Genomic DNA, 24,895 nt, shown 5'->3' on the forward strand with positions numbered 1-24,895 from the left:
AATGGTGCGTCTGAAACGAGGGGCCGGAAATTAACCGAAAGTCCCCTACGGACTCAGCGAATACCGGTTATTCGACGCTTATTCGACCTTGCCTGTTTCAGCCTGAGGCACCCAATCCTCGAATGCGTGCTGGTCAGAGGACTGCAACTTGAGTTCTTTACCGTTGACGAAGACGCGCGGGCTAGACACCTGCCCATCGCCTTCCTTGGTTAGCTTCTTTTCATTGTCCTCAGCCAATTTCAGGGCGTCCTTGTGATACTTCGCGTCCTTGATGTCTTTCACGACACCCTTGGATGCGCCCATATCCTTGGCAAGGTCTGCAAAGTTGTCATAGCCCCACGAACCATAAACTTTCTGCTGGTTTTCAAACAGGCTGGCTCGATAGTTCCAATACAGCTTTCCGTCACCCGACTTGGCCACCGCGTACAGCGCCGTCAAAGCCTTGGTTGCTGGGCCCTGCTCGTCAAGCTTTCCGTTCTGACCTTTATCCAGGAAGTTCATCGTGCGGATGTTCAGGTTCAGTTTCCCCTGGTTAACAGCGTCGAGAAGAGACTGTCCAGTGCTCGACTCCAGGTCAGCACAGTGGGGGCACGTTAAGTCGTCATACAGATCGACGGTGGGAACGTCTGACTTAGCGTCGCTGCTCTTGAAGTTCGCTGTCGAGCCGTCAAGATTGAACTCTGCGGTGACGTCGGCTTGGTCTTTGGCGGCGTCGCTTGAGGACGAGCTGTTGTTCTTGTCATTAATAATGACAAAGCCAATCACCACGGCGATAATAATAACGATGACGGCAATCGCCCAGATAAAACCGTTATTCTTCTCATTTGGCGCTTTAATCTTGTTACTACTCAATGAAGTCCTCGCAGTTTACTTTTCACATGGTGACGCGAACCAGCATCGCGCCCATAGCTTTACCTAGTTTACGGATTCCTTTCATAGATGGAACCCACCGGTACCATCTTTGGAACTCCGCAATGAAAACTACGGATGCAATGCGAACCTCTTAAACGGCCGCCACACGGTCCATACCGAAAGTACTATAAACCCAAGGTCGCGTCCTATCTCGGTCAGATAGGTGGAGGGTCCCGCATTGGGATTCGCTCCGCCACCGCCGAAACATCCGCAATCAATGCTGAGCCCTCGGGCCCACGCGGAAATGATCGCGATAATAAATACAGTCAACAGACCGATGGAGACCACCGCAGCTGGGCGCAGGAAAATCCCGAGTAGCAACAGCACGCCCAGCGCGATTTCGAACACCGGCAGCCCTGCCGCGAGTGGTGAAATGACATCTCTGGGAAGAATTTCATAAGCATTGATTGCTTGCTGAGTTTGCAGTGAATCACGTAGTTTCGAAATTCCACTGATAATCCATACTGCGGCCATAGCCAGACGGGTAATCAGGCTGATGATATCGAGAATGAGAGTCTTGTGGCCGTCTTGTGAGCCCGCGTTTCCGCTCTGCACCACCGTATCCATGTACTTCCATCTTTCCTGTGATCGGCACATCCGTTTCCGGGCGCCTCGCAATGGAGCTCCAGCATAGCCTCACGCGCAGCACCACGGTAACCCGCTCCTAGCCGTGCTTCCTCGTCGTTCTTTATCGTCGGAACTCTTATTTTTGATTGAGCCTGGTAGCAACCGTGTCGCTGACGTGTCTCGATGCTACAACTATGTTAATTCTTCACATTTTCTGAGGATTTAATAAGTTTTTTCACAGCCAATCTGTATCTTTTTATCCATGGATTCCTTCTCCTCCTGGCTTTCCGACGTTGACTCCGTCGTATGGGGCCCATTCGTCCTCATCCCCCTGCTGCTGGGAACTGGCCTATGGCTCACCTATCGTCTACGAGCCGTCCAGTTCCGCAAAATCTTCTCGGCCTTGCGGCTAGGGCTGCTCGACCGCGAAGACGATGGCGGAGAAGGCGACATCACGCAATACCAAGCATTGACGACGGCCCTCGCGGCGACCGTCGGCGTCGGCAATATTGTCGGTGTCGCGACGGCTATTTCGGTGGGTGGTCCCGGCGCGTTGGTGTGGATGTGGATCACCGGCCTCGTGGGGATGGCCTCGAAGTATTCCGAAGCCTTCCTCGGTGTGCGGTTCCGCGAAACCGACAGCCAGGGCACGATGTCCGGTGGCCCGATGCGATACCTCACCAAAGGAATCCCCAACGGTTTCGGCGCATTCTTGGGATGGTTCTTCACCATCGCCGCGATTATCGCCAGCTTCGGTATCGGCAACTTGACCCAAGCCAACGCTATTGCGACAGGGCTTGAGGACTCCTTCCAGATTGACCCATGGGTGTCGGGAATCTTCATGTTTATCCTGGTCGGCGCGGTATTGCTCGGCGGAATCCAGGCGATCGGGAAAATCACGTCCGGCTTCGTCCCACTGATGATCCTGGTGTACATCGTCGGCGGCACGGTGGTCCTAGCTATGAAAGCTGACCAGATCCCTCACGCACTCAGCCTCATTTTTACCGACGCCTTCACGGGTACCGCTGCGGTCGGCGGATTCGCTGGATCGTCGATCATCATTGCCATTCAGATGGGTGTTGCGCGAGGTATCTTCTCTAACGAATCCGGTATGGGTTCTGCAGCGATCGCCGCTGGAGCTGCGAAAACGACTCACCCGGTGCGACAGGGCCTCGTGTCTATGACTCAGACCTTTATCGACACGATCATCGTGGTGACGTTCACCGGGCTCGTCGTCATTACCACGGGGGTGTGGAACCATGGTGAAGACGCTGCTGGCACCATGACAGCCGACGCGTTCTCGACCGCGCTACCTGGCCAATGGGGCGGAACAATCGTGTCATTGTCCATCGTGTTCTTCGCCTTTTCCACGATCTTGGGGTGGTCCTACTACGGCGAACGGTGTGCGCAGCGGGCATTCGGGCGCTGGGGATCCCTCCCCTACCGGATGGTGTTCACCGCCGTTGTGTTCGTCGGTGCGACGACAGAGCTGAGTACCGTGTGGACCTTCGCCGACCTCGCAAACGGTCTGATGGCCATTCCTAACTTGATCGGTCTTCTCGTGCTGTCCGGGCTCATCGCCCGCGAGACCAAGGCTTACCTCGACTGGGATCCGCGTTTGAAAGCAAATGCGGAGCAATGTGCGGCATTCCTTAAGGAACAGGGAACCGACTGGCGGTAGTCCGCTGGCGGTGGCTTACACGGCCCGAGCGTCGAACCGCACAGCCCTACTGCAAGCACACCGCGATCAAGATATGCCACACTCGAAGTATGTCTGGTCTACACGATGGGGATACCGCGCAGGGTCGTCGCTCTCCTGACCTCGTGATGGGTGAGGACGGGCGAGCGCGTCCTCCATGGGCAGCGTCGGACCCGCTGCTGATGGAGTATTACGACACCGAATGGGGCATGCCGGTGAAAACAGAATCGGGCGTGTTCGAGCGCCTCTCCCTCGAGGCGTTTCAATCCGGCCTTTCATGGTCAACCATTTTGCGTAAACGACCGGCTTTTCGGGAAGCGTTCGCCAACTTTGATCCAGATATCGTCGCCACTTTCGACGAGGATGCGGTGGCGTCGCTCATGGCAAACCCGGCAATCATTCGTAATGAACGAAAGCTTCGGGCGACTATTAGGAACGCACAGGCAACTCTTAAACTCCACGAAGAAAATTCTTATCTCTCCGACGTGGTCTGGTCTTATGCTTCCACCCCACTGCCCAGGCCTTTTCGGTTATCCGACATCCCTTCGCGTACGCCGGAATCAGCAGCGCTAGCGAAGACGTTGAAGAAGAAAGGCTTTTCTTTCGTCGGCCCGACCACGATGTTTGCGCTTATGGAAGCATTAGGAATCGTGGATACGCATCTCGTCGGTGCTTATCACCCCTTGGATTCCGTCGATTAATTACCTTCCTTACGGGAATACTCGGGTTCGGTAATAATAAAAATAGGAACAACAGTACTAGAGAAATGGAGAATCATGACTAATAATTCATCAACACCAGGCGATAACAACAAGAAAGGAAAGGGGACTCCCGACGATCCTTTCGAGCCCGACGCCGTCTACGGTGCCGATGGCCGACGGGCCGACGGTGGCTCCTCAGCTAGTAACGACGACCGGTCCTCAGCTGGTTATGACCGCGCCGGAGGATTTTCCTCAGGATATGCCTCTGCGTTTGGGAATAGCCCCGGCTTTGGTGGGCTTGGGTCATTAATGAGCGAAAGCCCAGTCGCTGCCGTCGCCTCCAAAGGATCGGGATGGCTAGCAGCGTTAGGAGGACTAGCCACCGTTGTCGGCCTTGTCGTGGCGATCTGGCCTCATGCTGGAATTAGCGTCTTTGCGTGGGCCGCGGGGATCTTCTCCATTTTGGCCGGAGGTGCACTTGTCTGGTTCGGTCTCACCACCAAATCTATCCCCGTCCTCCCTGGCATTGGCGCCTTCTTCGGCATCCTCCTCGTCCTCGCCGGCATCGGCGCCCTGATCTCACCGCAGAGTTTCGGTGCCGTCATCGTGATCGCCATCGGTTTCATGGCTTTAGCTCAAGGGCTCACGACGTTTAGCACCGGCCGAGTGATCTCCCGGATGTCCGGGTCCTCCAGCTACCTGACGTGGAGCGGCATCCTGTCCATCGTCTTGGGCGTTATCTTTATCATCGCTCCCCTGACGAGCCTCTACAGCCTGACCATCTTGATGGGCATCATGCTCGCCGCCTTTGGGATCATGATGATCATCGCTGGCGTCCGCGGCCGCAGGTTCTTCTCATCGTCTCGCCGCTAGCGCGCGGACGTAACATCACCTCATCTTCGTGAGCATCACTTGTCGTCTGGGCCATAATAGGCCCAGGCTTCATGCTCTCTGAAGTCACTTTGCCCCTGGGACACCATGACCAGGGGCTCTTTTTCGTTTCCGCCCGCTCCGTCGCCGAACCACGTGTTTTCTGGCGAGGCAGCCTGCTCATCGCGGCCGCGGATTGCGTCGATAACCAAAACCACCGAATACCACAACGCAACGACAACGAGAATAGCGATACCGGTGTACACAAAACTTCCACGAACAATCGCTGGGTCCGAGGACTCATTCTGCTGAAGGTGCTTAAACGCCGGCACACTGTACTGGCTGACAAACGGGATGTAGATCACGCTGACGAGAGCGACCGCACACAACCCCGCCACCTGGTCTAAAGACCACCGCACACGTTTGTTCTGAATCAACCTGATCGGCGCCGTGAGACCGCGCGCAATAGCGTCGATAAGCAAGACTGCTAGGGGGACGAGGAAAACCCAATGGTGGAACCATGAAAATGGGGCAATAATTGGTGCGGTTATTCCCGACAGACACAGGGCCATCGCGACATTACCGCGTTTGATCGCGCCGAAAGCTGCGATGCAGAACACCAGGACGATCGCGATGGATAGCTCGATCCATACCATCATTTGGTTGTCGATATGCAGCCGGTACAGCACTCCCCGGAGCGACTGGGCCCCTGGATTACTTTGGGGCCCGATCCGGTCCGTATTGAACATGTAATGGGTCCAATACTTCGATCCGTCCGGAATGATGATGCACCCGGCAACGATTGTTGCAGCAAAAACGACGACAGCGGTGATCAAGGCTTTCCAGCGCCGCTCGATGATAAAAATGAGTACCGAGAACGCAGGCGTAAGTTTTATACCTGCAGCGAGCCCCGTTCCTATTCCGCGTCCAAAGTTCGTTTTGCGACGAAGAAAGTCCAGGGCAACGAGGCCCATCAAATAAATATTGACCTGGCCGAAAAAGAATGTGCCATGAATTGCCGAGAGATTAAATGAAGCAAATACCGTGGCAAGGGAAATGATAATCAGTGAAAAAGACCATTTATAGCCACGTTGTCTCAAAATCCCGATGATCACCGCGAAAAGGACAATCAGGGAGCCTATCTGCCAATACACAGCAAGTGTTTTGCGATCAACCAGCGTCATCGGGGTGAACGCGACGGCCGCGAAGGGCGGGTAGGTAAAGGGCAAGTTGAAAATATAGTCCTTGCCATACAAATTGTGCCCCTCGGAAACGTGCTGGACAGCCTTGTAATAAACGGAAAAGTCCAAGGGCCACACAAACAAATTGCCGAGATTTTTATTCCGCACACTCGACGAGGTGTAACGAATAATCGCCCAGACCGCTAAAAAGATCAATCCGAGAGATATGCCAAGCCCACCTCGGATGGGCTTTCTCTCTGGAGCCGGTTCTTGAGTCGGCTCATATTTTTGCGGACGACGAATTTGCACAGCGTCGATAATATATTGTGACCTCGCCACGTCCTAGCCCAGCCCGACCTCACTCATAAACACCCTTGAAGCACGTTCGATACAACGTTGATGACTGGGGATTATGACTTGTACGACGAAACCCCGGTCTGTTACGACCGGGGTGTGTCTGGTGGAGCCGCCGAGAATCGAACTCGGGTCCTCCGTCATCGCGCCAGGGCTTCTCCGTGCGCAGTTCGCGCGGAGTCTCTACTCGGCCTTCCAGATCAGGCGAACTTGTCTGGATGACAGGCCCAGTTGTCAGTAAGAAGTCCCACAACGCCCCGACAACACAACGGTGTGGCAAGTTCCCTCAACGATGCCAGGATCCAGGCCGGGAACGAACCTGGGCTGACAGACACGCTTCGCTAGATTAAGCAGCGAGAGCGTAGTCGCGCTGAGTATTCTCGGCGCTTATCAATGTGCTACGACGCTTAACGGTGGTCTCTAGCCTGCACCGGCACGCTTCCCCTGGCTTGAAGAACGGAGTCGAAACCAAAATCGGCCCCTCATCACACGTTTGCGGGTACGCATGCGAAACAAACGTGGAGAATCGAAGTTACTCCGGGTTCTCAGATGAGTCAAGGGGCTGGGAACTTCGCTCGTCCTTCTCGACGACGTCTCTTTCCTTGGGCGTCTTGGCAGGAGGCGTGTTGTTAGAAGAGGCGTTGTCGGACTGATTGACCGCGAGGTTGTTTTTTGTGTTCTTCTTCGCGCGTTCCGATTTCCTATGATTCCGCCACGCCGTCACACCGACGACGAGCCCGATAACGATGGGAACCCACATCCTCGGATGGTCGATGAGGAAAACAACCCAATCCGGCAGAGGGATTGACGGTAGGTTCCAATGCGGCCACGGGATGCGAGGCCATGAAATATGTGGCCAGGGAATATGCGGCAACGATATCGACGGCCAGGGAATATGCGGCAACGGTATGGACGGCCACGGAATATTGAAGTCAGGCAATAGACCAAGAAGCCAATCCATGATTCGGCCGAGGAGCGGAAGAACAATGAAGACAAAGATCGCCCATCCAGCCTTTGATGTGCCCGCGATCATGGGATAGAGAAATCCCTTCCAGGGCGATTCTTGCATCTCCGTAAAACGGCGTGCTGACCGGGAATCTTCAGGCGGTTCGAGGGCTAAAACAGTATCCTTATCCTCCTTATAGAAGGCCGACATCAGCTCCCCCAAAGGATTCACATCGACCTGAACACGCGGTTTATCTCGGGGAGAGCGACTATTGGTGTATTCACCGGGCTTGAGGGGCTTCTCAGCGGGCAATACATATTTCGACAGCTTCTCTAAACGGGCATAGGGTTCGTCTTCAATCTCGAGAAGTAATCCTTTAGATGGCGACGCTTCCCATCGTTCAAGAAAGCTTCCTGTTTTGCGCCCTATTCTCCCCCGCTTCGTGACCCATTTGATTCGCCGCGCCATCGAAGTCTTAAACTCGCGGTCGGATTTCGCGAACGCTTGGGCAACTTTTACTTGACTCTGTCGCTTCTCTTCTTCCTTATCCTCTAGGCCGTCCTTGTCTTTTTCGACGTCCTCGCCGACCCCCTTGTCGACGCCGTTCGAACCGCCCTTATCCTTGTCGCGGTCTTTCCCGTCCTCGTCTTTGTCGTCGGTGATGATCTCCGGCCAACCCGCGTCGATAGTGCGCAGATGTTCAGGGGTAGCGATGGTTAACTTGATGGCACCACGGGTCGGATGCTGGGCGGTCCATACTTCGGGAGCGAACAGATCTGAGTCCCCCATCATTGCTCCTCCCTCAAGTAGGCCAGTACAGCTAAGTATTTTTCATACTCAATCACATCTGGCCAGCAATTACTACCCCGAAACCGGCCCCTAGCCCGTCAGGCCCTTCACGCGCCTGCCGAGGGCACGAGTTGCCTCCCGCTCTTCGGTCCGACGCTTGATATCTTGGCGACGGTCATAGTCCTGTTTACCGCGGCCCAGAGCTAATTCCACTTTCAATTTCCCGTCGGAAAAATACAGGCTCAACGGAATCAGCGTGTTATTGCCGTCGCGCACCTTGCCCATGATGGAATCAATCTCGTTGCGGTGGAGCAGCAACTTTCGCGTCCGCCGGGGCGAATGGTTAGTCCAGTGCCCCTTCGAGTACTCCGGAATGTGGAGGTGCTGCAACCACACTTCGCCGTCGTCAATCGTCGCGAAGGAATCAATTAACGACGCTTTCCCCTCGCGGAGGGACTTCACCTCAGTCCCGACGAGCTGAATCCCAGCTTCCCACGTATCAAGGATGGTGTAGTCGTGACGCGCCCGCCGGTTAGTAGCAACAACCAACCGTTTGTTCGCGTTCTTTTTCGACGCCTTCGACTGGGCTTTCTTTTTACCCTTAGCCGCCCCGTGGTCAACTAATGTCGCTTTTTTCGCCACGTCGAACTCCTCACAACTACATTTCCATCATCGACACAGTGCGCACCGAACGCGATGCGCACAACGCACATCGCGCTACGTGCTACGCACAGCGTGCTAATCCCTTACGTACCAGCGCAATGTTGCTTGCGCGGTAATGGCCGCAAACACTACGCCCACAATAATGATGATCGGCGAGACCATTCCAATATCGGCTAAAGTCAGCCGCGCAATCAAACGGGAATCATACAAGCTCTTGAGCGTCTTATCGAGAACAAATTCCTTGCCCAAGATAAGCCCACCGATTGCCACCAGCGATCCCAGGAATGACGCCAACACCGCTTCCAAGACGAACGGGGCTTGAGTAAACCACCGAGTAGCACCCACCATCCGCATGATCGTTGTTTCTTGCCGTCGGGAATAAGCCGCAATCTGGACCATGTTCACGATCAAGAACACCGCAGCGATCGCCTGTACAAACGCCACCACGAAGGTCGCATTTCTAATGGCATTGAGGTTATTCGTGGCACCGCGGAGGTCATCAACCTGGTCAACGACCTCGGAGACCTGTGGCATATCCTTCACGCCATCAAGAGGCTTCGTATCCAGCGGATCTTTCAACCGCACGTGTAAGGCGGCCGGTAGAGCGTCAGGGCTCGTATCTGCTACAAGACGGGGATCAGAGTCCTGAAACAGCTCCTTGAAATGCTCATAGGACTGCTCGCGGCTACGGAATGTCACCGATTCGACACCGTCATCGGACTTCAGCTTATCCTGAACTTCCTTACATTCCGTGCTGGAGCAGTTCTTGTCGTTGGCCGAAATGTTGTCATCAAGCTGGACCATGACCTCAACGCGATCCAGGTAAATGTCCTTGGTTTTTGCCGTCACAGAAGTCACCAAGAACCCGGTGGCCAGCAAAGCCAAGGAGATCGCCGTCGTAATAATCATGGCGATAGTCATCGTCATGTTACGGGTCAGGCCCGAAAATGCCTCACGGAAAACGAATCTAGTCTTCATTGCGCCCTCCCCTACTTTCCGACGCCATACAGGCCACGGGCATCGTCACGAACGAGCTTTCCAGAGTGGAGCTCCAACACACGCTGGCGCATAGCGTTCACAGCACCGGCGTCGTGTGTCGACATGATCACCGTCGTCCCCATCTGGTTGATGCGGTTGAGCAGCGTCAAGATATCGGCACTGGTGTCCGGGTCAAGGTTGCCCGTGGGCTCGTCGGCAAGAAGAACTAAGGGGCGGTTGACGGAGGCTCGGGCGATAGCGACGCGCTGCTGCTCACCCCCGGACAGCTCATTCGGCATACGGTTGCGCTTGCTCCCCAACCCCACAAGGTCAAGCACTTCCTTCACTCGCTTATCAATGGCCGAGCGTCGTGTCCCAATCACTTCCAGGGCGAACGCCACATTGTCATAGACATTCTTCTTCGGCAGCAGCCGAAAATCCTGGAACACGTAGCCCACCTTTTGGCGTAGCTGTGGCACCTTCTTTCTGGGCAATTTATTGACGTGGAAATCCTCAACCCACAAGTCCCCGCTACTGACATTCTGTTCCTTCAACATGAGCTGAAGGAAGGTGGATTTGCCGGATCCCGATGGTCCAATCAGGAAGACAAATTCGCCTTTGTCAATGGTCACAGAGACGGCATCCAGGGCCGGGCGGGTGGACGTCCGGTACATCTTGGTAACCGCGTCATACTTAATCACGCAGCCAGACTAACGCACTGCTGGGACAATTGGTAACCCCTGTTGTGAATGTGAATCATGTGGGAAAGCTAGTTTTCGTCGTCCCCGCGCTGCTGAGCCATCCGCCACCGAATCCCCGCTTCCAGGAAGCCATCAAGGTCCCCATCCAGCACCTTCGACGGATCATTGACCTCATAATTCGTGCGCAAATCCTTCACCATCTGGTAGGGATGCAGCACATAGGAGCGCATCTGGTTCCCCCATGAATTGGAACCATCACCCTTCAGCGCGTTCATCTCCGCCTGCTCTTCTTCACGCTTCCGCTCTAAGAGCTTCGCGGCCAAGACTCGCATCGCCGACGCCTTGTTCTGGATCTGGGATTTTTCGTTCTGGCACGTCACAACAATCCCCGTCGGAATATGCGTCAACCGCACGGCCGAGTCCGTCGTGTTCACCGACTGCCCACCCGGACCCGAGGATCGGTACACATCAACCCGGACATCATTCTCATCAATATCAATATGGTCAGTTTTCTCCACGACGGGCAGCACTTCGACCTCAGCGAACGATGTTTGCCGACGCCCCTGGTTATCAAAAGGACTGATCCGAACGAGGCGGTGGGTCCCCTGCTCAACAGACAGCTGACCGTACATGTAATCGCCATGCACGATGAACGTAGCGGACTTGATACCAGCCTCTTCGGCGTACGAAATATCGAACACGTCGATCTTATGCCCATGCTGTTCCGCCCACCGCGTGTACATGCGCATCAACATCTCCGCCCAGTCCGCGGCATCCACACCACCTGCAGCTGACCGGATATTAACGACGGCCTCACGCTCATCGTATTCCCCCGACAACATCGTCTGGACCTCGAGGGATTCGATCTCGTGGCGCAAGGTTTCGCGCTCACTATCTGCCATCTCGCGCGCTTCGTCGGCAGCGTCGGTATCGCCCGCCTCGGTGGCATCGTCGGCAAGCTCATACATCACGGGCATATCGTCGACACGCTGGCGCAACGTCGTAACTTTCTTAATCTGTGCTTGCACATGGCTCAGTTTCGACGTCACCTGCTGAGCGTGATCGGGGTCATCCCACAAGGAGGGATCGGACGCCTGTGCTTCAAGTTCGCGTACCTGATCCTTGAGGTCATCGACGTCCACCACTTTTTCAATGGTCGTCAGGGTGGAATTGAGGTCTTCGAGATCTTGAGAAACGTCCGGATTCACGTGGGTAATCCTAACAGTGTGTCACAGGGGTAGTGCACAATAAGAGTATGGAATCTTCGGAGGAGCAGGTACCGCACACCATGACGGAGATGGTCAGCGCGCTGGCTAAAACCTTCGCCATCGCCCGCGAGGGGGTGGATGACCAACGGCTCGCACGGGACATCGTGTACAACGCTGGGCGCCTGGCGTGGCGTTTACGCGAAGGAAAGCAGGCTCGCGGCGGGTTGGCCACGGAGTACAAAACGTCGGTGTCCGACGTTGTGACCGAAGCTGACCGGGCGGCGGAACAATTTGTCGCTGAGGTACTGGAACTATTGCGGGCCGACGATGGTGTCGTCGGTGAAGAAGGAGCGTCGCGCCCCTCACAGTCTGGCCGGGTGTGGGTGATCGATCCCGTCGATGGTACCTACAACTTCACTCGCGGATCAGATTACTGGTGTTCTGCGATTGCGCTGGTGGAAGGAGGTGATGACACCCCCGAAGCCGTTGCCGAGAATCCTGATCGGCTGATTTTGGGAGCCGTCCACCGCCCGGCGATGGGATATACCTGGATCGGCGGCCCCTCCATTCCCACCACTCTGGATGATAAAGCGCTGCCCCGGCTTGATTCCACGGCTCACTCGGCAGATCGCGAATGCTTGGGCACATATTTGCACCCCACTTTTATGAAGCAGCCGGATATTAGGTCCGCGTGGATGGGTGTTGTCGAAGAGTTCGCCAGTGTGCGGATGTTGGGGTCTGGGTCGGTCGATTTGGCGTCGGTGGCCCACGGTGAACTCGGCGCGTGGATTCAGCACTCGGTGAAATCATGGGATTGGCTTCCGGGGAAAGCGCTGGTCGAAGGTGTAGGGGGGACGGCCCGCCGTGTTGACGCCCAGGGAGTGACCTGGTCTATTGCTGGTCCTGAGGGGGTCGTTGACACGATTGAGCGCGCGCTTCGTACGGGTGGGGCTAATTCGTCTACTTCTTCGTCTACTTCGACCCCGTTGCCGTGGGCGAGCAGCAAGTATGGCGATGATGTTGACCGTGCTCTTCGGCTGGCAGATGCGGCCGACGCGATCACGATGAAGCGATTCCTCTCCTCCGAGCTGCAGGTCAGCGCTAAACCGGATATGACCCCTGTGTCCGACGCGGATTTGGACACCGAGCGCACCCTCCGTGGGCTATTGAGTACGGAGTGCCCTGATGACGAGGTCCTTGGGGAGGAGTTCGGTGGCGAGCCGGTCTTGTCGGGCCGCCAGTGGGTGATTGACCCCATCGATGGGACGAAGAACTATGTTCGCGGGGTCCCCGTGTGGGCGACGCTCATTTCGTTGATGGTGGACGGGTACCCGCAGGTTGGTGTTGTGTCTGCCCCGGCGCTCGGCCGCAGATGGATTGGCATCACGGGTGAAGCTGCCTGGGCTCTTGGTAACGGTGCAACGCCGAGCGGCACAGTGCCGAGTGCCGCACTGCGGAAACTGTCGGTGTCCACGGTGGGCAATGTGGGCGATAGCTCGATCTCCATGTCATCGCTTGGGGGTTGGAAAGATCGAGGCCTACGAGATGCGTTTGTATCTCTTACCGACGACGCCTGGCGCTTGCGAGGATTCGGCGATTTTTACTCCTACTGCCTGGTTGCGGAGGGTGCCGTCGACATCGCCGCGGAACCGGAAGTGTCGCTGTGGGATTTAGCTGCGCTGGTGCCCGTGGTTGAGGGAGCTGGCGGAACGTTTACATCCCTTGCCGGTGAGCGCGGTCCGCATGGTGGCGATGCTGTGGCCACGAACGGGATTCTCCACGAGACCGTCCGTCGTCGGTTAACCGACGAGGATTAACCCCGGCGCGCCCGATCGTGGCGCGGTAGGCCACAGTTCGCCAGGCCGAGCGAGCCATGCCGCGGCGTATCCAGCGGACACCACTACCCCAGGCGGAATCCGTTTCCAGGGCCGGCCGTCGCGTTGAGCGAATTCAAGATGGCCTGCATGTCGATGACATCGGTCGGCGTGAAGAGGGAGCCCTGCGCTGGGAAGCGGCAAGAAATCGGTCCCGGGCTTCCTTCGACAAGTCCAACAATCCGGTTCCCTAGCAGAACTGGGGCTCCGGAGTCGCCGTGCGTTGCGCATACTTGCGTGAGATAGTGCGAATCTGCGGGGGCCTCCCACGCCTGTCCGCATGTCCAGCCGGTGGAAATACCGTTCTTGCACAATTGGACTCCCGGCGCGACACCGCCACCACCGATGCCGTCAGCAGTAACTTGTCCATAGGACGATGTCACTCGGGCATTGTCTTTAAGCTCAATGACGGAGTACTTGGGGTTCTCGCTGGTACGGACGACAGTGCCTGATACTCCGACGTCCTGCGAGTCCATCGAAGTCACAGGACTTCCGACCGGTCCGCAGTGCCCAGCGGTGATAGCCATAGCCCGCCCATTAGAGTCGTGGCCGGCTGCGGTGACTGTACAAATCGCGTTGCCCACAAACACCGGGGTTCCCGGGCCATAGAGGGAAATTCCCTGCTTAGCGAGCTCTACCGCCTCAGCAGGTGCCGGCGGAGAGGGGAAATAAACGCCTTGAATTCGATGCTCGCCAGCCATTCCGGTCTGGGCGACGATGTCGTCGAAAAGACCGTACTCCGTGGAAGACTCCGTCGAAGGTGCAGCATCGGATGCCGTAGCTGCAGTGTCGGGGTCAGCGTCGTTAATTATCGGTGACTCGGAAGCGGCCGGATTATCTGCCGGGGTATCCGTCGGCGCGTCTGATGCATGAGCTACCCCACCAACACCGACACACAACGCCGCCGAGGCGAGCACTGCTAAACCAGCACGACTTATTGAGTTAACCAAAGACATAACGACATCCTTGCTGTACATGTCTGTATATAGCGGACCGAAAACCACTGGAATAAGTCCAGAAAACATGGCTACACAGGGAATACCCTATGCTGCGACAAGCTCAGTATATCCCTCTATTCACAGCATTCCCCTATCTTCTATGCAACAAATTAATAACATTGTGACAACGCGACATTGAAGATGCACGAGGCTGCTTCTGAAGGGGGCTACGATCAAATCCGTCTCCCATTCCGACAGGGTCATATGCGGCAACATTGGCCCTATCGGCGCGTATGTGGTCAGCGGCCAAAGTGCGTTAGACTTTGCACTCTGCCATCTCACTCACGAGCTAAACGAAACCTAGAATGCGTCTTCCAAAACTCTCACCTGCAGGTTTGGGCAAAGCCACCCGCCGAGCGGCACAAGCGGTGCAATCCGCTGCTCAACAGGGAGGATCCTTGTTGAGGTCTGCCTCCACCATCGGTAATTCACCGAGACCTAGCCAGTCCGCAACGGCTCAGCAGTCCGATCCTGAGCCAGGTCATTCCGGTTCTTCCACTTCATCCGCGAGCGCGTCTTCCGGTGCCCCTGCGGCGGAATCGTCCGAGGTTGGGTCGTCCAAGGCTGGATCGTCTACGACACGCTCGTCCGGCTCAGCAAAAAGTGGTTCGTCGGCCTCATCACAACAATCGACGACGCCTGACGACGGGGCTGCTGACGAAACCAGACGAGCAAGTAACAACGGCGAGCGGCAAGGCCGTGGTGAGGTTCGACGCCGTGACAGCCGGAACGACGATCACGCCGGTGTAGAGACGCATTTTCCTGTTTCCCGCACGTCAACGCCCGTGAGTGCGCGACGTCGCACATCGGGGTCGCAGAGTTCAACCCGTGAGAGTGACACACCATCTTTTCGGCACGTCGGCCGTGCTCCGGCCGGTGCTCGTCGTTTAGCTGACGCGCGGACTACTCCTTCGGGAACGTCCGGGATCACGGGCGCAGGTTCCGTCGGGAAGAAAAATGCTGGGCGCAGCCGTGCTGCAGGATCAGCCCTGTCACGATCACACAGATCGTCTGAGGTTAGTGGTGCTCCGCGGCCCTCATTACGACGGCCGAAACCGCAAGTGTCGGGATCCAGACCAGACGCATCAGTCTCCGCTGAGCAACGGAGTACCCGGCCTAAGGGTTCGTCAGATAAAAAATCGGCACAGACGACCGGTGCCAAGAAAGCCAGCAGCGCTCCGGTAAAGAGACAAACGGAGGCCGCACAAGACAAAGCGGACGCCACACAAGCGCACCCTACCGATGAAGACGCGAACGCTTCGCAAGAAATTGCGACGGCTCCACAAGAAACTGCGAAGGCTTCAGGACCAGAAAAGGTATCTGAGGGAAGTACTCCTGAGGTAAGCCGAAAGTCGTCCGCTCCCCCGAGACCGTCTAAAGCCGACTACGTCCCCGTCAAAGTCCCACGGTCCACCGGGATATCGCGCTTTACACAGGGCACCGCGCTTCCACAGCGGATCGAACCGCGGTCGGAGCGCAAATCAGGCAAGGGACGCCGAAAGAAATCATCGCGCGCAGAGTCATCGCGGGCGGGCGTGTCCGCCTCCCCATCGAGAGATGGATCGCAAAGCGTTAGGTCTTCCACGGGAACACCGTCGGCAAGAACTCAGACCGCAGTCGCACCACAACCCAGCCCGGCCAAAGGCAAAGCCGCCGAAAGAAAGACGTCAACCAAGGGCGCTCCGACAGGGATTAGACATGTCCCCGGGATTGATGGGCTCCGTGGGCTCGCCGTTATTTCGGTGGTGATTTACCACCTTTTCGGCAACGTACTCCCCGGCGGTTATCTGGGCGTCGACGTATTCTTCGTACTCAGTGGATTCCTCATCACATCCCTGCTGCTTCGGGAATTCGTTTATTCCCGCACCATTAGCCTTAAGAACTTCTGGATACGCCGCGTAAGGCGTATTGCCCCCGCAGCCATCAGCACGCTTGTCATTTGCGCAGCTATCGCGGGAGTAATCGGCGGCGACGTCAATGTGAACCTGGGCAGACAGTTCTGGTCGTCGGCACTCTTTGTGAACAACTGGGTTCAGATCGCCCACTCGCAGAGCTATTTCGCACAGTCTGAGCTGCCGATCTTCGCTCACTACTGGTCCCTCTCGGTTGAGGAACAGTTCTACATTATTTGGCCGCTCATCGTTTCACTATTGCTCGTGATCTTACGCAAAACACCGCGGCTGATCGGGAAACTGGCCCTCCTGGGTGCCGTTGTGTCTGCGCTAGCGATGGCCATCATTGTCGACCCCGGACACGACGCAACCCGCGTGTACTACGGCACCGACACCCACGCATTCGGGCTGCTCATCGGCGCGGCTTTGGCGTCGATCACCATTTCGTCGTCAACCGAAAAACGTGGCGACACCTGGGGATACCGCGAGGGGCTCCTGCAACATGGGCGGATCTTAAGTCTTTTGGCTATTCCCGCGCTCGCGGTGCAGATCTTCTACTTCTTCTGGCTTGGTGACCAAGACACCTTCACGTACCGAGGCGGCCTCATCAGCAGTTCCTTGATCGTCGCCATCATCATTGCATCTGTCGTCCGGAACAATGGCCCGGTAGCGGCGATTTTCCGGAACAAGGTTTTGCGCCACCTCGGTTTCATTTCGTTCTCGCTGTATTTGTGGCACGTCCCGGCCAATCTGTTCATCGTGACGCTGTTCCAGGATTACGAGTGGGGTCGGAAGAAATGGATCACGGGGCTCATCGCGATCGTCATTTCGTTAGTCGCGGCTGAGCTGAGCTTCCGCTTCATCGAGACACCGATCCGCCGGTACGGGTTCATCGAAAGTACACGGAAACTGAGCTACGCGATTTTCGGCGAGCGTTCCACCAGCCGGCAACGGTTCGGCGGCGCGATGGTGCCCGCAGCCATGATCCTGTGCTGTGTTTTCGCAGGTCTGGCTATTCACAACACCAGTCACGGAACCGCGCTGGAATCCGAGTTGGAGCGTTTACAAGCGGAAAACCGCTCTGAACGAAGCGCTGTCAAACCGGCTCCCAAAGTCGTGACACATGACGTGCCTAAAGACGGGACAAATATCAACGCGATTGGGGATTCCGTCATGCTCGCTTCCCAGGCCGAGCTGCAAAAGCGCTTCCCCGGTATCGACATCAACGCCGAGGTTTCCCGCCACTACCAGGCCGCTCCCGCGATCATAGCCGACCTCAAAGCCCAGGACGCGCTGCGTCAATTCGTCTTCCTGGGGTTCGGCACGAATGGGCAAGCATTCCCCGGCCAGCTGGACGAGATCATCAAGTCGATCGGCCCGAAACACACCATCGTTATCGCGATGCCCTATGGCGACCGTTGGTACATGCAAGACGCTCAACAACAAGTTGTCGACGCTGCCAAGAAGTACCCGAACGTCTACGCGGCGGACTGGTGTGCGTACGCCGACGACCACGTCAGTGAACTCGCGAGCGATGAGATACACCCGCGCGGGAACGCCACGGTGGGGTATACCAATGCGTTCGTCGCTGCACTCAAGCAGTGGGCAAGTGGAAAGAAAGATGTACCACCGATTTGCCCGCCGGCAGCATAAGACAATAATCCCGGAGTTCACTACTTTCGGGGGCGACAAACAGATAGTTGCTATGTCCGTCATGTGGGTAAAGAGCCTGCGGTAAGGGTATGGATACCAAACAAGGACGCGTTCAAGACAAAGTCACACTGATCACCGGAGCTGCCTCGGGCATGGGTGAGTCCCACGCCCGGGTATTGGCTTCGCAGGGAGCCAAGGTAGCCCTGGCAGATATCGCAGATGACAAGGGCACCGAGCTCGCCAAGGACCTCAACGAGAAGTACGGCGACGGCACAGCTGTTTTTGTCCACCTCGATGTCACCGATTTCGATAACTGGACCGAGGCAGTGGAGAAAACCGTAGAGGCCTTCGGACACCTGGATGTTTTGGTCAATAATGCCGGGGTTTTCACCGCAGGCGACGTGGAAGAGGCTTCGCTGAAGGACTGGGACCTGACCCTGGCCATCGACCTCACCGGGACGTTCTACGGCATGAAGGCTGCGGTTCCGGAGCTCAAGAAGAGGGAAACCTCCTCGATCATTAACATTTCTTCCATCGCGGGGCTCGTCGGCTTTAAACACCGTGCGGCCTACGCCACCGCTAAGTGGGGTGTTCAAGGCCTAACCAAGACCTCGGCTCTGGACCTGGGTAAGTACGGCATCCGAGTCAACTCTGTCCACCCCGGCAGCGTGAATACTCCGTTGACCGCGAACCTCAAGCGCGGCTTCGGCCAGATTCCGCTAGACCGCGCTGCCGAACCGACCGAAATCTCCCAGCTCATCGTGTACTTAGCTTCCGACGAATCTACGTTCGCCTCCGGCGGATCCTTCGTCCTGGACGGCGGAGAAACCGCAGGAAACAACTTGCGTGACGATCAATAAAGCGCGAATGAACGTAATAACCAGAGGTTATACGGACTATAGACTAGCCATTCGAGTGCGCATATTTGTCGGTGGACACTACCGAATGGTCTAACGAAATCTGGTTGATTTACGGAGGTTGCGCAGAAGTGCGCAATAGCGTCCACACGGTGTGATTAGCTTTAGGTTCAAGAGTTGACCCCATCCCAGCTTTGTGGCTTAAAGCCTGGAAAAAAGACGTGGATAGCGATTCTTCAAAGCCATAACTAGATCTGGATCCTCCAGAAGAAACGTTAGCTGCGTGAGCAAATCTTCTGGATACCGGTTCTCAACCTCCGCTAATGAAGCAGCGAGTTCGTCCTGGAAAGACCTTTTTAGATCCTTGATTCTTTCCACCATCTCGCGCCCCTTGGGCGTTAGGGCGTGAAGAGTTGCTCTTCTATCAGTCACAGACCGGGAGGTCACGGTGAGACCCTTTGCTGCAAGCGTTGCCAGGAGTCGACTTGGACTACCCGATTCACAAATTAAATACTCCCCAACCTCGCGGGTACTCATCGGACCATACATTCCGATGACTTCTATCGTTTCGGACTGGGAAGTAGTTAGATCTAATTGCGCGAATAGGTTGTTGAGTTTGCGGTTACCTTGCCTCTGAAGCGCCAAGATGAGGTAGCGAATTTCCTCCGGGTAACTAGCTAGGGTCTCAGCCAAAGGACACGTTCCTTTCATCTGCGGAGTTATCCAAATAACAAGCTAGTCGTGCGAGACGTTTAGCCGGCACGTTCGAGTTCTCCGCAGCTCCGATAAGGGCGACGAGGAATCCTCGTTGCACAATTGTATGAGTTACTTGAGTGCCCTGCGATTGAGGCGAAAGCCGGAATGATGTTTCCTCAGTTAATCCTGGGACGGTAATAGACATGTTGATGGTGTGAAGGTCTGAGTGGCCATAGACCAGGATCCCCCTGAGCAGTCGGTGGACGCTGATCACGAAGGTGCCGGTCGTGTCGGATTCCTCGACGGTACTGATTGCAGGATTCCATTCGGGAAGAACCCTACCATCTAAGAGTAGACGACAAATTGACTGCACATCATGATAAAAGAATTCAGATGACGAATATCTCAATTTCCATGACATATCATAGAGTTTACTTTTCCTCCTAAAGTACACAAGATCAACACCTTACCCCTTCCGATCATAAGGTCTACAACGGCGCTTATATGCACATTTTACCCCCATATTAAGGGTATTTAGGTGAGCAACTCGCAATCCGCACGAAGCCTATGTATATATATCCATGACGCGACATACATGTCGTGTCATGGGTTTGTGGATAAAGGAGCCTAAAATGACCCAAGCTGTACCTTTCGACTCACGAAGCGGAGAAGCTAAATCCTCCGCCCGCCTGAAAGCAGAATCCCACCTAGCTCCCATTGAGACCGTTGTGGGGGATATCGCATCCGGAAAAATGGTCGCACTCGTCGATGACGAAGACCGAGAAAACGAAGGAGATTTAATAATTGCTGCTGAGGCGATCACGCCTGAGGCAGTTAATTTCATGATAACCCAGGCCAAGGGGCTTTTATGCGTGCCGATGCCAGCAAAGCTGGCCACTAAATTGAACCTTTCACCGATGGTCAACAGTAATCAGGATGGCTTTGGTACAGCTTTCACTGTATCGTGCGACGCTTCTCCTCGATTCGGTGTGACCACAGGTATTTGTGCTAGCGACCGGGCTTCTACTATCCGGTTGTTGGCTTCAAACGGCACTGCAGCGGATTTTCATCGGCCTGGGCATGTTTTCCCACTCATTGCGCGGGAAGGTGGGGTACTTACTCGAATCGGCCACACCGAAGCAGGAAGCGACTTAGCCGCCATGGCTGGCTATGCCCCGGTTGCCGCCATCATCGAGATTATTGATGAGGATGGAGAAATGATTCGTTTGCCCGAACTACTCGGTTGGTGTGAGGAACGTGGCATTAGTCTCTCAACAATTGAGCGCCTACGTGCTTATCGGAGCGCCCAAGTGAAGGCTGGCGTAAAGATTACACAATGCCCCGATGGATCCCCTCTCCCAAGCACAACTACCGTGAAGGAGTAGACACCAATGGGCACCCATAACGATAATGCCGGCCAACTAACGCGGAGTATAGCCACCCCACTCATCCACGAGCTGGTCATGCGTCATTTGTCTTATATCGACGGCTTGGAGAACATACCCCGACGTGGTCCTGTGATCTTGGTAGCAAACCACTCGTCGTATATGGATCATTTTGTCACAAAGACAATAGCTGAATCGGTGCGAAATGCTCGTGTTTGGTTTCCCACAAAAGCGGAAGCTTTCGAAAAACCTCTTTCCAGAATCTGGCATCAGTCCATGGACTGTTACCCAGTAAATCGAAATGCTCCCGGTGAAGAAATTTTTCAACGCGCTAAGGAAGTACTCGATCGTGAGGAAACCCTCGTGCTTTATCCAGAGGGTACCCGTAACACAACCGGAGGACTGCTGCCATTTAAGACCGGAGCATTCCGAATGGCGCTCGCCAACAACGCGCCCGTAGTACCTGTCGGTATGACCGGAGTCTCTGATGTACTACCGAAAGGGGCTAGGGTTCCGCGACGAAAACTGCTTTCAGTGGCTGTCGGTAAACCCCTACTACCCCCGCAGATTAGTGACCAGCGGGCGGCTGCGCGCACGATGAGAGATGATGCAGTCACCGCCATCGAGCGGCTTAAAGAACGTAGCGCGCGACCGACACCAAGCTCCTGTGGGGAGTCTTCATCCAGCATCGTAAGTCTAGCGCAACACATCATTACTGAGAATCTATCTCCCGATGGCCGCCTACATGATGACGCTTTGAGCCGAATCGAATTGTTGCTAAGAATAGCCGATAGGATTTCCGGCAGACACCTAGATCTTGATGTAGAAAAGGCTAGACTGAACGGATTCAAGGCAATTAGTTCAACGAATTATCTGGCAAGAACCGGCCGGATCTTTATCGTTACCCACCGAGCTTCTCGGCTAACGGACCTCCATAACTCAAACGACTTCGCCCCCTATTTAGCCGGCAGGAGTTCTCTCCTGTTACCAAACTTCCTTGGCGGAGGCCCACGAAAGGCACAAAAGTACTTCGAGGAAGCCGTCAGTCGTGGAGGCCAGATGACCTCACAGGCATACGTTGGCCTAGCAGAGGCCTTGTCGCAAGAAGGAAAGCTGAGAGACGCGGAAAAGGCATACAAGAACGCCCAGGAGAATATATCTCCTGAGGATCCCCGGGGATCTGCACGGGCTACCAAGATTACCGGAGCTCTAGCAAACCTGAGTGATCGCAACGAAGGGAAGCAATAGAGAATGGTGTTTTCACTCGTCCGACGCCACCCTAAGCTGACCGTCCTAGCGTGGATACTCTTTTTTGCGGTAACAGCCATTGGCGCAGGGCAACTCAATAATGCGGTTAAGGCAGGCGGGTTTAATAATCAGCATGGAAGGTCTTTCGAGGGTGTCGAGATCAACCGCGAGGCTCTCGATGATCCCGAAAACGAACTCTCGGTTGTACTGAAATCTAGTTCCGAGATCACGCCATCCGTTCTTGACTCCGTAGAAGCCTCCATTACCCAGTTACCTCACGTCAAGAACGTCATGGACGGACGAGAGGTCCAACAACTCAGATCTAGCACGGGGCAGACACAAATTATTCAGGTCGGAATTGACGCAAGCAATACGACGACGCAGAATATGGTCCCCACGTTACGAGAGAAAGTTTCAGACTCCCTCAAAGAAACTGAAATTGAGAGTCACGTTACAGGCGCACCTGCCCTTGATTACGACCTCAACATTCAATCACAGAAGGACGCACTCCACGCTGAAATGATCGCGTTTCCCCTGTTGATCCTTGTTCTCCTATTAATATATCGGTCAATAGGGCCCACGATCATAACCCTTGCCATCGCAGGGGTCTGTTTGGTCGGTACACAAGGCGTAGGAGCGTTGCTATCGAAGATTACCGACGTATCAAACATGTACATCACAGGGGCGTCCCTCATCGGACTAGCAGTTTCTGTTGACTATTGTCTCTTTCTGATCGCCCGCTACAGAGAAAACCTACAGAGGGGCGAAACCCCGGTTCGCGCACTCGAGCTAGCCACACATACGGTAGGGCATGCGATCCGCTTCGGTGGACTTAGCGTCATTGCCGCGCTATGCGCTCTTTTCATACCTCGTAACATGGTCTTCAGCTCGATCGCCCTAGCTGGTATTGTTGTAACCTCTATTGCACTTGCAGCTATTGCGACTTTACTGCCGGCTGCACTTACACTACTTGGTAATCACGTTTTCTTTGGGCAACTAACGAGAGCTAAGAAACGGAATTATCTCTCGGGGAAAAAATTCTCAAGATCATTGCAGATATCCGTCACTCGGCCAATCCTCGTAGCGGTAGCTGTGGTAGTGCCCTTGTTAATCGTCACGACACCCCTAGCGTCGCTTAAATTACAGGTACCGGTAGCAAGCGCGTCGATTCTTCCAGAAGCGAAAGACTCCAGGGAAGGCATCGAAGCTATCCAGTCCGAGCTCAATGCACGTGAGCTCTTTCCCACCAGTGTTACGTTTCGAGGTCAACGTGGGGAATCATCCGAAGAAGTCAACAAACGAGCACAGGTATTGGCCGAAAAATTAACCTCCATCAATGGAGTTGATCAGGTTTTAGCGCCTGGCTCACCGGAAGAAAGCTTTTCTCCGTACCCGTTAACTGGCTCCTTCAACGGATTGAATTATGCCCGTATATTAGTCACGTCGACTGAGTTACCAGATTCCGACAAAGCACATGAGATGGTCTATCAATTAATGGAATTAACGAAAGATAAATCAGGTGTCTTTGTTACTGGTGCAACTGCGCAGGGCATGGAATTTGATCAGTTGGTCGAAACGTCTATTCCGTGGATAATTGGTGTCGTCTTCTTAATCTCGCTGGCACTATTGAGCTGGGCATTTCGATCTTGGCAACTGCCCACCTTGGCTGTAATTCTGAATGGTTTAGTAGTTTCCTCTGCTATGGGATTACTTTCCTTAGTTTGGAAAATATCAACGGGCAACTCGATCAATTCGGTAACGCCCGTTGTTATATTTGCGATCGTATTCGGATTATCCATTGATTATATGGTTTTAATGGCCAGCCGGATGCGAGAGGAATTCACTAAATCTCACAAACATGTGGAATCTATTACCAGAGGTGTTAGCAAAACATCGCGGCTGGTAATTTCCGCGGCCATAATTATGATCGGCGTTTTCCTTTCCTTCATGGTTGCGGAGATCAGTATTGTCCGTGAACTTGGCCTAGGGCTGGCTATGGCAGTAGCTATAGATGCCCTTATTGTGCGACCCTTCCTTTTACCGTCAACTATCACGCTATTGGGCCCCAAAATCTGGGCTTCAGCCGAAACTAAAACCCGAAAACAAGGAGGTGAGAATATTGAATCAGGAAGCGGAAGATCAGAATCGATGGCCTTTTGATGACGACGATATCGTAAACATCTATCCGGTAAAGCTAGCCATAGTTGAAGACGAATCATAGCGAATAGACGGTGTGTGACCCACACCCCGGCCGGCATTCAGGAAGTCCAACTACGACGACATTGAATATCGCACACCATGATTGTACTGCCCCCGCCAGGAACTCTGCTGCAATCGTTGATGCAGATGATGGCAACGTGGCTTCAGCTGACACTAACCAAGACCTCGGCCCTGGATCTGGGTAAGGACGGCATCCGAGTCAATTCCGTCCACCCCGGCAGCGTGAACACCCCATTGACCGTGAACCTCAAGCGCGGGTTCGGCCAAATTCCGCTCGACCGAGCTGCCGAGCCGACCGAAATCTCCCAGCTCATCGTCTACCTAGCCTCCGACGAATCCACGTTCGCATCCGGTGGATCCTTCGTCCTGGACGGCGGAGAAACCGCAGGAAACAACTTGCGCGACGATAAATAAATAGCGAGCGCTTTCTTCACCGACCAAGCGTCCTATCTGCCAGCGTTACTACTGATAGGTGGGACGTTTCTAAAGAGATATGGGTATGC

Annotated in this window: 21 protein-coding genes, 1 other RNA gene and 2 pseudogenes; 13 read left to right on the top strand and 11 right to left on the bottom strand. The window is 55.0% G+C overall.

Annotated features, from left to right (window positions below; genetic code table 11):
* Positions 1 to 78 precede the first annotated feature (78 nt).
* Together KCQ76_RS02920 and KCQ76_RS02925 are read right to left on the bottom strand one after the other, a co-directional pair.
* On the bottom strand, positions 79 to 852 hold the full coding sequence (locus KCQ76_RS02920; RefSeq protein ID WP_046202613.1) for a DsbA family protein: 774 nt from the start codon (positions 850 to 852) through the stop codon (positions 79 to 81).
* Positions 853 to 981: 129 nt separating this feature from the next.
* Positions 982 to 1,479, bottom strand: a complete 498-nt coding sequence (locus KCQ76_RS02925; protein WP_046202614.1) for a MauE/DoxX family redox-associated membrane protein — start codon at positions 1,477 to 1,479, stop codon at positions 982 to 984.
* 262 nt (positions 1,480 to 1,741) lie between these two features.
* Here KCQ76_RS02925 and KCQ76_RS02930 point away from each other — a divergent pair, with 262 nt between their 5' ends.
* The 3 genes from KCQ76_RS02930 to KCQ76_RS02940 all read left to right on the top strand — a co-directional run bounded on the left by KCQ76_RS02930 (position 1,742) and on the right by KCQ76_RS02940 (position 4,752).
* Complete coding sequence (locus KCQ76_RS02930) at positions 1,742 to 3,160, top strand: alanine/glycine:cation symporter family protein (protein ID WP_046202615.1); 1,419 nt, start codon at positions 1,742 to 1,744, stop codon at positions 3,158 to 3,160.
* An 89-nt stretch (positions 3,161 to 3,249) separates the two neighbouring features.
* Positions 3,250 to 3,879, top strand: a complete 630-nt coding sequence (locus KCQ76_RS02935) for a DNA-3-methyladenine glycosylase I (RefSeq protein WP_046202616.1) — start codon at positions 3,250 to 3,252, stop codon at positions 3,877 to 3,879.
* Between the two features lie 75 nt (positions 3,880 to 3,954).
* Positions 3,955 to 4,752, top strand: a complete 798-nt coding sequence (locus KCQ76_RS02940) for an HdeD family acid-resistance protein (protein ID WP_046202617.1) — start codon at positions 3,955 to 3,957, stop codon at positions 4,750 to 4,752.
* 35 nt (positions 4,753 to 4,787) lie between these two features.
* Here the strand turns inward: KCQ76_RS02940 and KCQ76_RS02945 are convergent, their stop codons facing one another.
* The 7 genes from KCQ76_RS02945 to prfB form a co-directional block, all read right to left on the bottom strand.
* Positions 4,788 to 6,269: a glycosyltransferase 87 family protein gene (locus KCQ76_RS02945; protein ID WP_052722188.1), complete on the bottom strand. Its 1,482-nt coding sequence runs from the start codon at positions 6,267 to 6,269 to the stop codon at positions 4,788 to 4,790.
* A gap of 119 nt (positions 6,270 to 6,388) precedes the next feature.
* Positions 6,389 to 6,766: a transfer-messenger RNA gene (gene ssrA / locus KCQ76_RS02950) on the bottom strand.
* A 50-nt stretch (positions 6,767 to 6,816) separates the two neighbouring features.
* Positions 6,817 to 8,022, bottom strand: a complete 1,206-nt coding sequence (locus KCQ76_RS02955) for a hypothetical protein (protein WP_152646997.1) — start codon at positions 8,020 to 8,022, stop codon at positions 6,817 to 6,819.
* A gap of 87 nt (positions 8,023 to 8,109) precedes the next feature.
* Entirely contained in the window at positions 8,110 to 8,661 is a 552-nt protein-coding gene (smpB, locus tag KCQ76_RS02960; protein ID WP_046202618.1) for an SsrA-binding protein SmpB, read from the bottom strand.
* A 96-nt stretch (positions 8,662 to 8,757) separates the two neighbouring features.
* Positions 8,758 to 9,660, bottom strand: a complete 903-nt coding sequence (gene ftsX, locus KCQ76_RS02965; RefSeq protein WP_046202619.1) for a permease-like cell division protein FtsX — start codon at positions 9,658 to 9,660, stop codon at positions 8,758 to 8,760.
* Between the two features lie 11 nt (positions 9,661 to 9,671).
* Positions 9,672 to 10,361 carry a cell division ATP-binding protein FtsE gene (gene ftsE, locus KCQ76_RS02970; protein ID WP_046202620.1) on the bottom strand — a complete coding sequence of 230 codons (690 nt, stop codon included), beginning with the start codon at positions 10,359 to 10,361 and terminating at the stop codon, positions 9,672 to 9,674.
* A gap of 68 nt (positions 10,362 to 10,429) precedes the next feature.
* On the bottom strand, positions 10,430 to 11,569 hold the full coding sequence (gene prfB / locus KCQ76_RS02975) for a peptide chain release factor 2 (RefSeq protein WP_046202621.1): 1,140 nt from the start codon (positions 11,567 to 11,569) through the stop codon (positions 10,430 to 10,432).
* Positions 11,570 to 11,658: 89 nt separating this feature from the next.
* Between prfB and KCQ76_RS02980 the strand changes: the two are divergent.
* Together KCQ76_RS02980 and hisN are read left to right on the top strand one after the other, a co-directional pair.
* A pseudogene (locus KCQ76_RS02980) lies at positions 11,659 to 12,447 on the top strand (inositol monophosphatase family protein); the annotation flags it as partial.
* A 108-nt stretch (positions 12,448 to 12,555) separates the two neighbouring features.
* The gene (hisN, locus tag KCQ76_RS02985; RefSeq protein WP_046202785.1) at positions 12,556 to 13,386 is read left to right on the top strand and encodes a histidinol-phosphatase; all 831 of its coding nucleotides are present in this window, start codon (positions 12,556 to 12,558) and stop codon (positions 13,384 to 13,386) included.
* Positions 13,387 to 13,469: 83 nt separating this feature from the next.
* Here the strand turns inward: hisN and KCQ76_RS02990 are convergent, their stop codons facing one another.
* Complete coding sequence (locus KCQ76_RS02990) at positions 13,470 to 14,399, bottom strand: chymotrypsin family serine protease (protein ID WP_052722186.1); 930 nt, start codon at positions 14,397 to 14,399, stop codon at positions 13,470 to 13,472.
* A 347-nt stretch (positions 14,400 to 14,746) separates the two neighbouring features.
* Between KCQ76_RS02990 and KCQ76_RS02995 the strand changes: the two genes are divergently transcribed.
* Entirely contained in the window at positions 14,747 to 17,986 is a 3,240-nt protein-coding gene (locus tag KCQ76_RS02995) for an acyltransferase family protein (RefSeq protein WP_052722185.1), read from the top strand.
* Positions 17,987 to 18,075: 89 nt separating this feature from the next.
* Entirely contained in the window at positions 18,076 to 18,846 is a 771-nt protein-coding gene (chcB1, locus tag KCQ76_RS03000; RefSeq protein ID WP_046202622.1) for a trans-4-hydroxycyclohexanecarboxylate dehydrogenase, read from the top strand.
* Between the two features lie 198 nt (positions 18,847 to 19,044).
* Here the strand turns inward: chcB1 and KCQ76_RS03005 are convergent, their stop codons facing one another.
* Positions 19,045 to 19,536, bottom strand: a complete 492-nt coding sequence (locus KCQ76_RS03005; protein WP_102215068.1) for a MarR family winged helix-turn-helix transcriptional regulator — start codon at positions 19,534 to 19,536, stop codon at positions 19,045 to 19,047.
* A 229-nt stretch (positions 19,537 to 19,765) separates the two neighbouring features.
* Between KCQ76_RS03005 and KCQ76_RS10950 the strand changes: the two genes are divergently transcribed.
* From KCQ76_RS10950 to KCQ76_RS03025, 6 genes and pseudogenes are all read left to right on the top strand, one after another.
* Complete coding sequence (locus KCQ76_RS10950; RefSeq protein WP_257994309.1) at positions 19,766 to 19,888, top strand: hypothetical protein; 123 nt, start codon at positions 19,766 to 19,768, stop codon at positions 19,886 to 19,888.
* Between the two features lie 283 nt (positions 19,889 to 20,171).
* Positions 20,172 to 20,924: a 3,4-dihydroxy-2-butanone-4-phosphate synthase gene (ribB, locus tag KCQ76_RS03010; RefSeq protein WP_046202624.1), complete on the top strand. Its 753-nt coding sequence runs from the start codon at positions 20,172 to 20,174 to the stop codon at positions 20,922 to 20,924.
* Positions 20,925 to 21,002: 78 nt separating this feature from the next.
* A pseudogene (locus KCQ76_RS10750) lies at positions 21,003 to 21,386 on the top strand (lysophospholipid acyltransferase family protein); the annotation flags it as partial.
* A gap of 597 nt (positions 21,387 to 21,983) precedes the next feature.
* Positions 21,984 to 22,172 (top strand): hypothetical protein, encoded by a 189-nt coding sequence (locus KCQ76_RS10755; RefSeq protein WP_231725312.1) that lies wholly within the window; start codon positions 21,984 to 21,986, stop codon positions 22,170 to 22,172.
* Between the two features lie 3 nt (positions 22,173 to 22,175).
* Entirely contained in the window at positions 22,176 to 24,332 is a 2,157-nt protein-coding gene (locus KCQ76_RS03020; protein ID WP_046202626.1) for an MMPL family transporter, read from the top strand.
* A 138-nt stretch (positions 24,333 to 24,470) separates the two neighbouring features.
* Complete coding sequence (locus KCQ76_RS03025) at positions 24,471 to 24,806, top strand: SDR family oxidoreductase (RefSeq protein ID WP_231725323.1); 336 nt, start codon at positions 24,471 to 24,473, stop codon at positions 24,804 to 24,806.
* Positions 24,807 to 24,895 lie beyond the last annotated feature (89 nt).

Source organism: Corynebacterium parakroppenstedtii (assembly GCF_019754935.1).
GTDB lineage: Bacteria > Actinomycetota > Actinomycetes > Mycobacteriales > Mycobacteriaceae > Corynebacterium > Corynebacterium parakroppenstedtii.

Coding starts and splice junctions, on each gene's coding strand:
- KCQ76_RS02925 (WP_046202614.1), bottom strand. CDS start 1,479: ATGGATACGGTGGTGCAGAGCGGAAACGCGGGCTCACAAGACGGCCAC.
- ribB (WP_046202624.1), top strand. CDS start 20,172: ATGACCCAAGCTGTACCTTTCGACTCACGAAGCGGAGAAGCTAAATCC.
- KCQ76_RS10755 (WP_231725312.1), top strand. CDS start 21,984: ATGACCTCACAGGCATACGTTGGCCTAGCAGAGGCCTTGTCGCAAGAA.
- ftsX (WP_046202619.1), bottom strand. CDS start 9,660: ATGAAGACTAGATTCGTTTTCCGTGAGGCATTTTCGGGCCTGACCCGT.
- KCQ76_RS03020 (WP_046202626.1), top strand. CDS start 22,176: ATGGTGTTTTCACTCGTCCGACGCCACCCTAAGCTGACCGTCCTAGCG.
- KCQ76_RS02995 (WP_052722185.1), top strand. CDS start 14,747: ATGCGTCTTCCAAAACTCTCACCTGCAGGTTTGGGCAAAGCCACCCGC.
- KCQ76_RS02940 (WP_046202617.1), top strand. CDS start 3,955: ATGACTAATAATTCATCAACACCAGGCGATAACAACAAGAAAGGAAAG.
- KCQ76_RS02930 (WP_046202615.1), top strand. CDS start 1,742: ATGGATTCCTTCTCCTCCTGGCTTTCCGACGTTGACTCCGTCGTATGG.
- KCQ76_RS02935 (WP_046202616.1), top strand. CDS start 3,250: ATGTCTGGTCTACACGATGGGGATACCGCGCAGGGTCGTCGCTCTCCT.
- KCQ76_RS03025 (WP_231725323.1), top strand. CDS start 24,471: ATGATTGTACTGCCCCCGCCAGGAACTCTGCTGCAATCGTTGATGCAG.
- chcB1 (WP_046202622.1), top strand. CDS start 18,076: ATGGATACCAAACAAGGACGCGTTCAAGACAAAGTCACACTGATCACC.
- KCQ76_RS02990 (WP_052722186.1), bottom strand. CDS start 14,399: ATGTCTTTGGTTAACTCAATAAGTCGTGCTGGTTTAGCAGTGCTCGCC.
- KCQ76_RS02955 (WP_152646997.1), bottom strand. CDS start 8,022: ATGATGGGGGACTCAGATCTGTTCGCTCCCGAAGTATGGACCGCCCAG.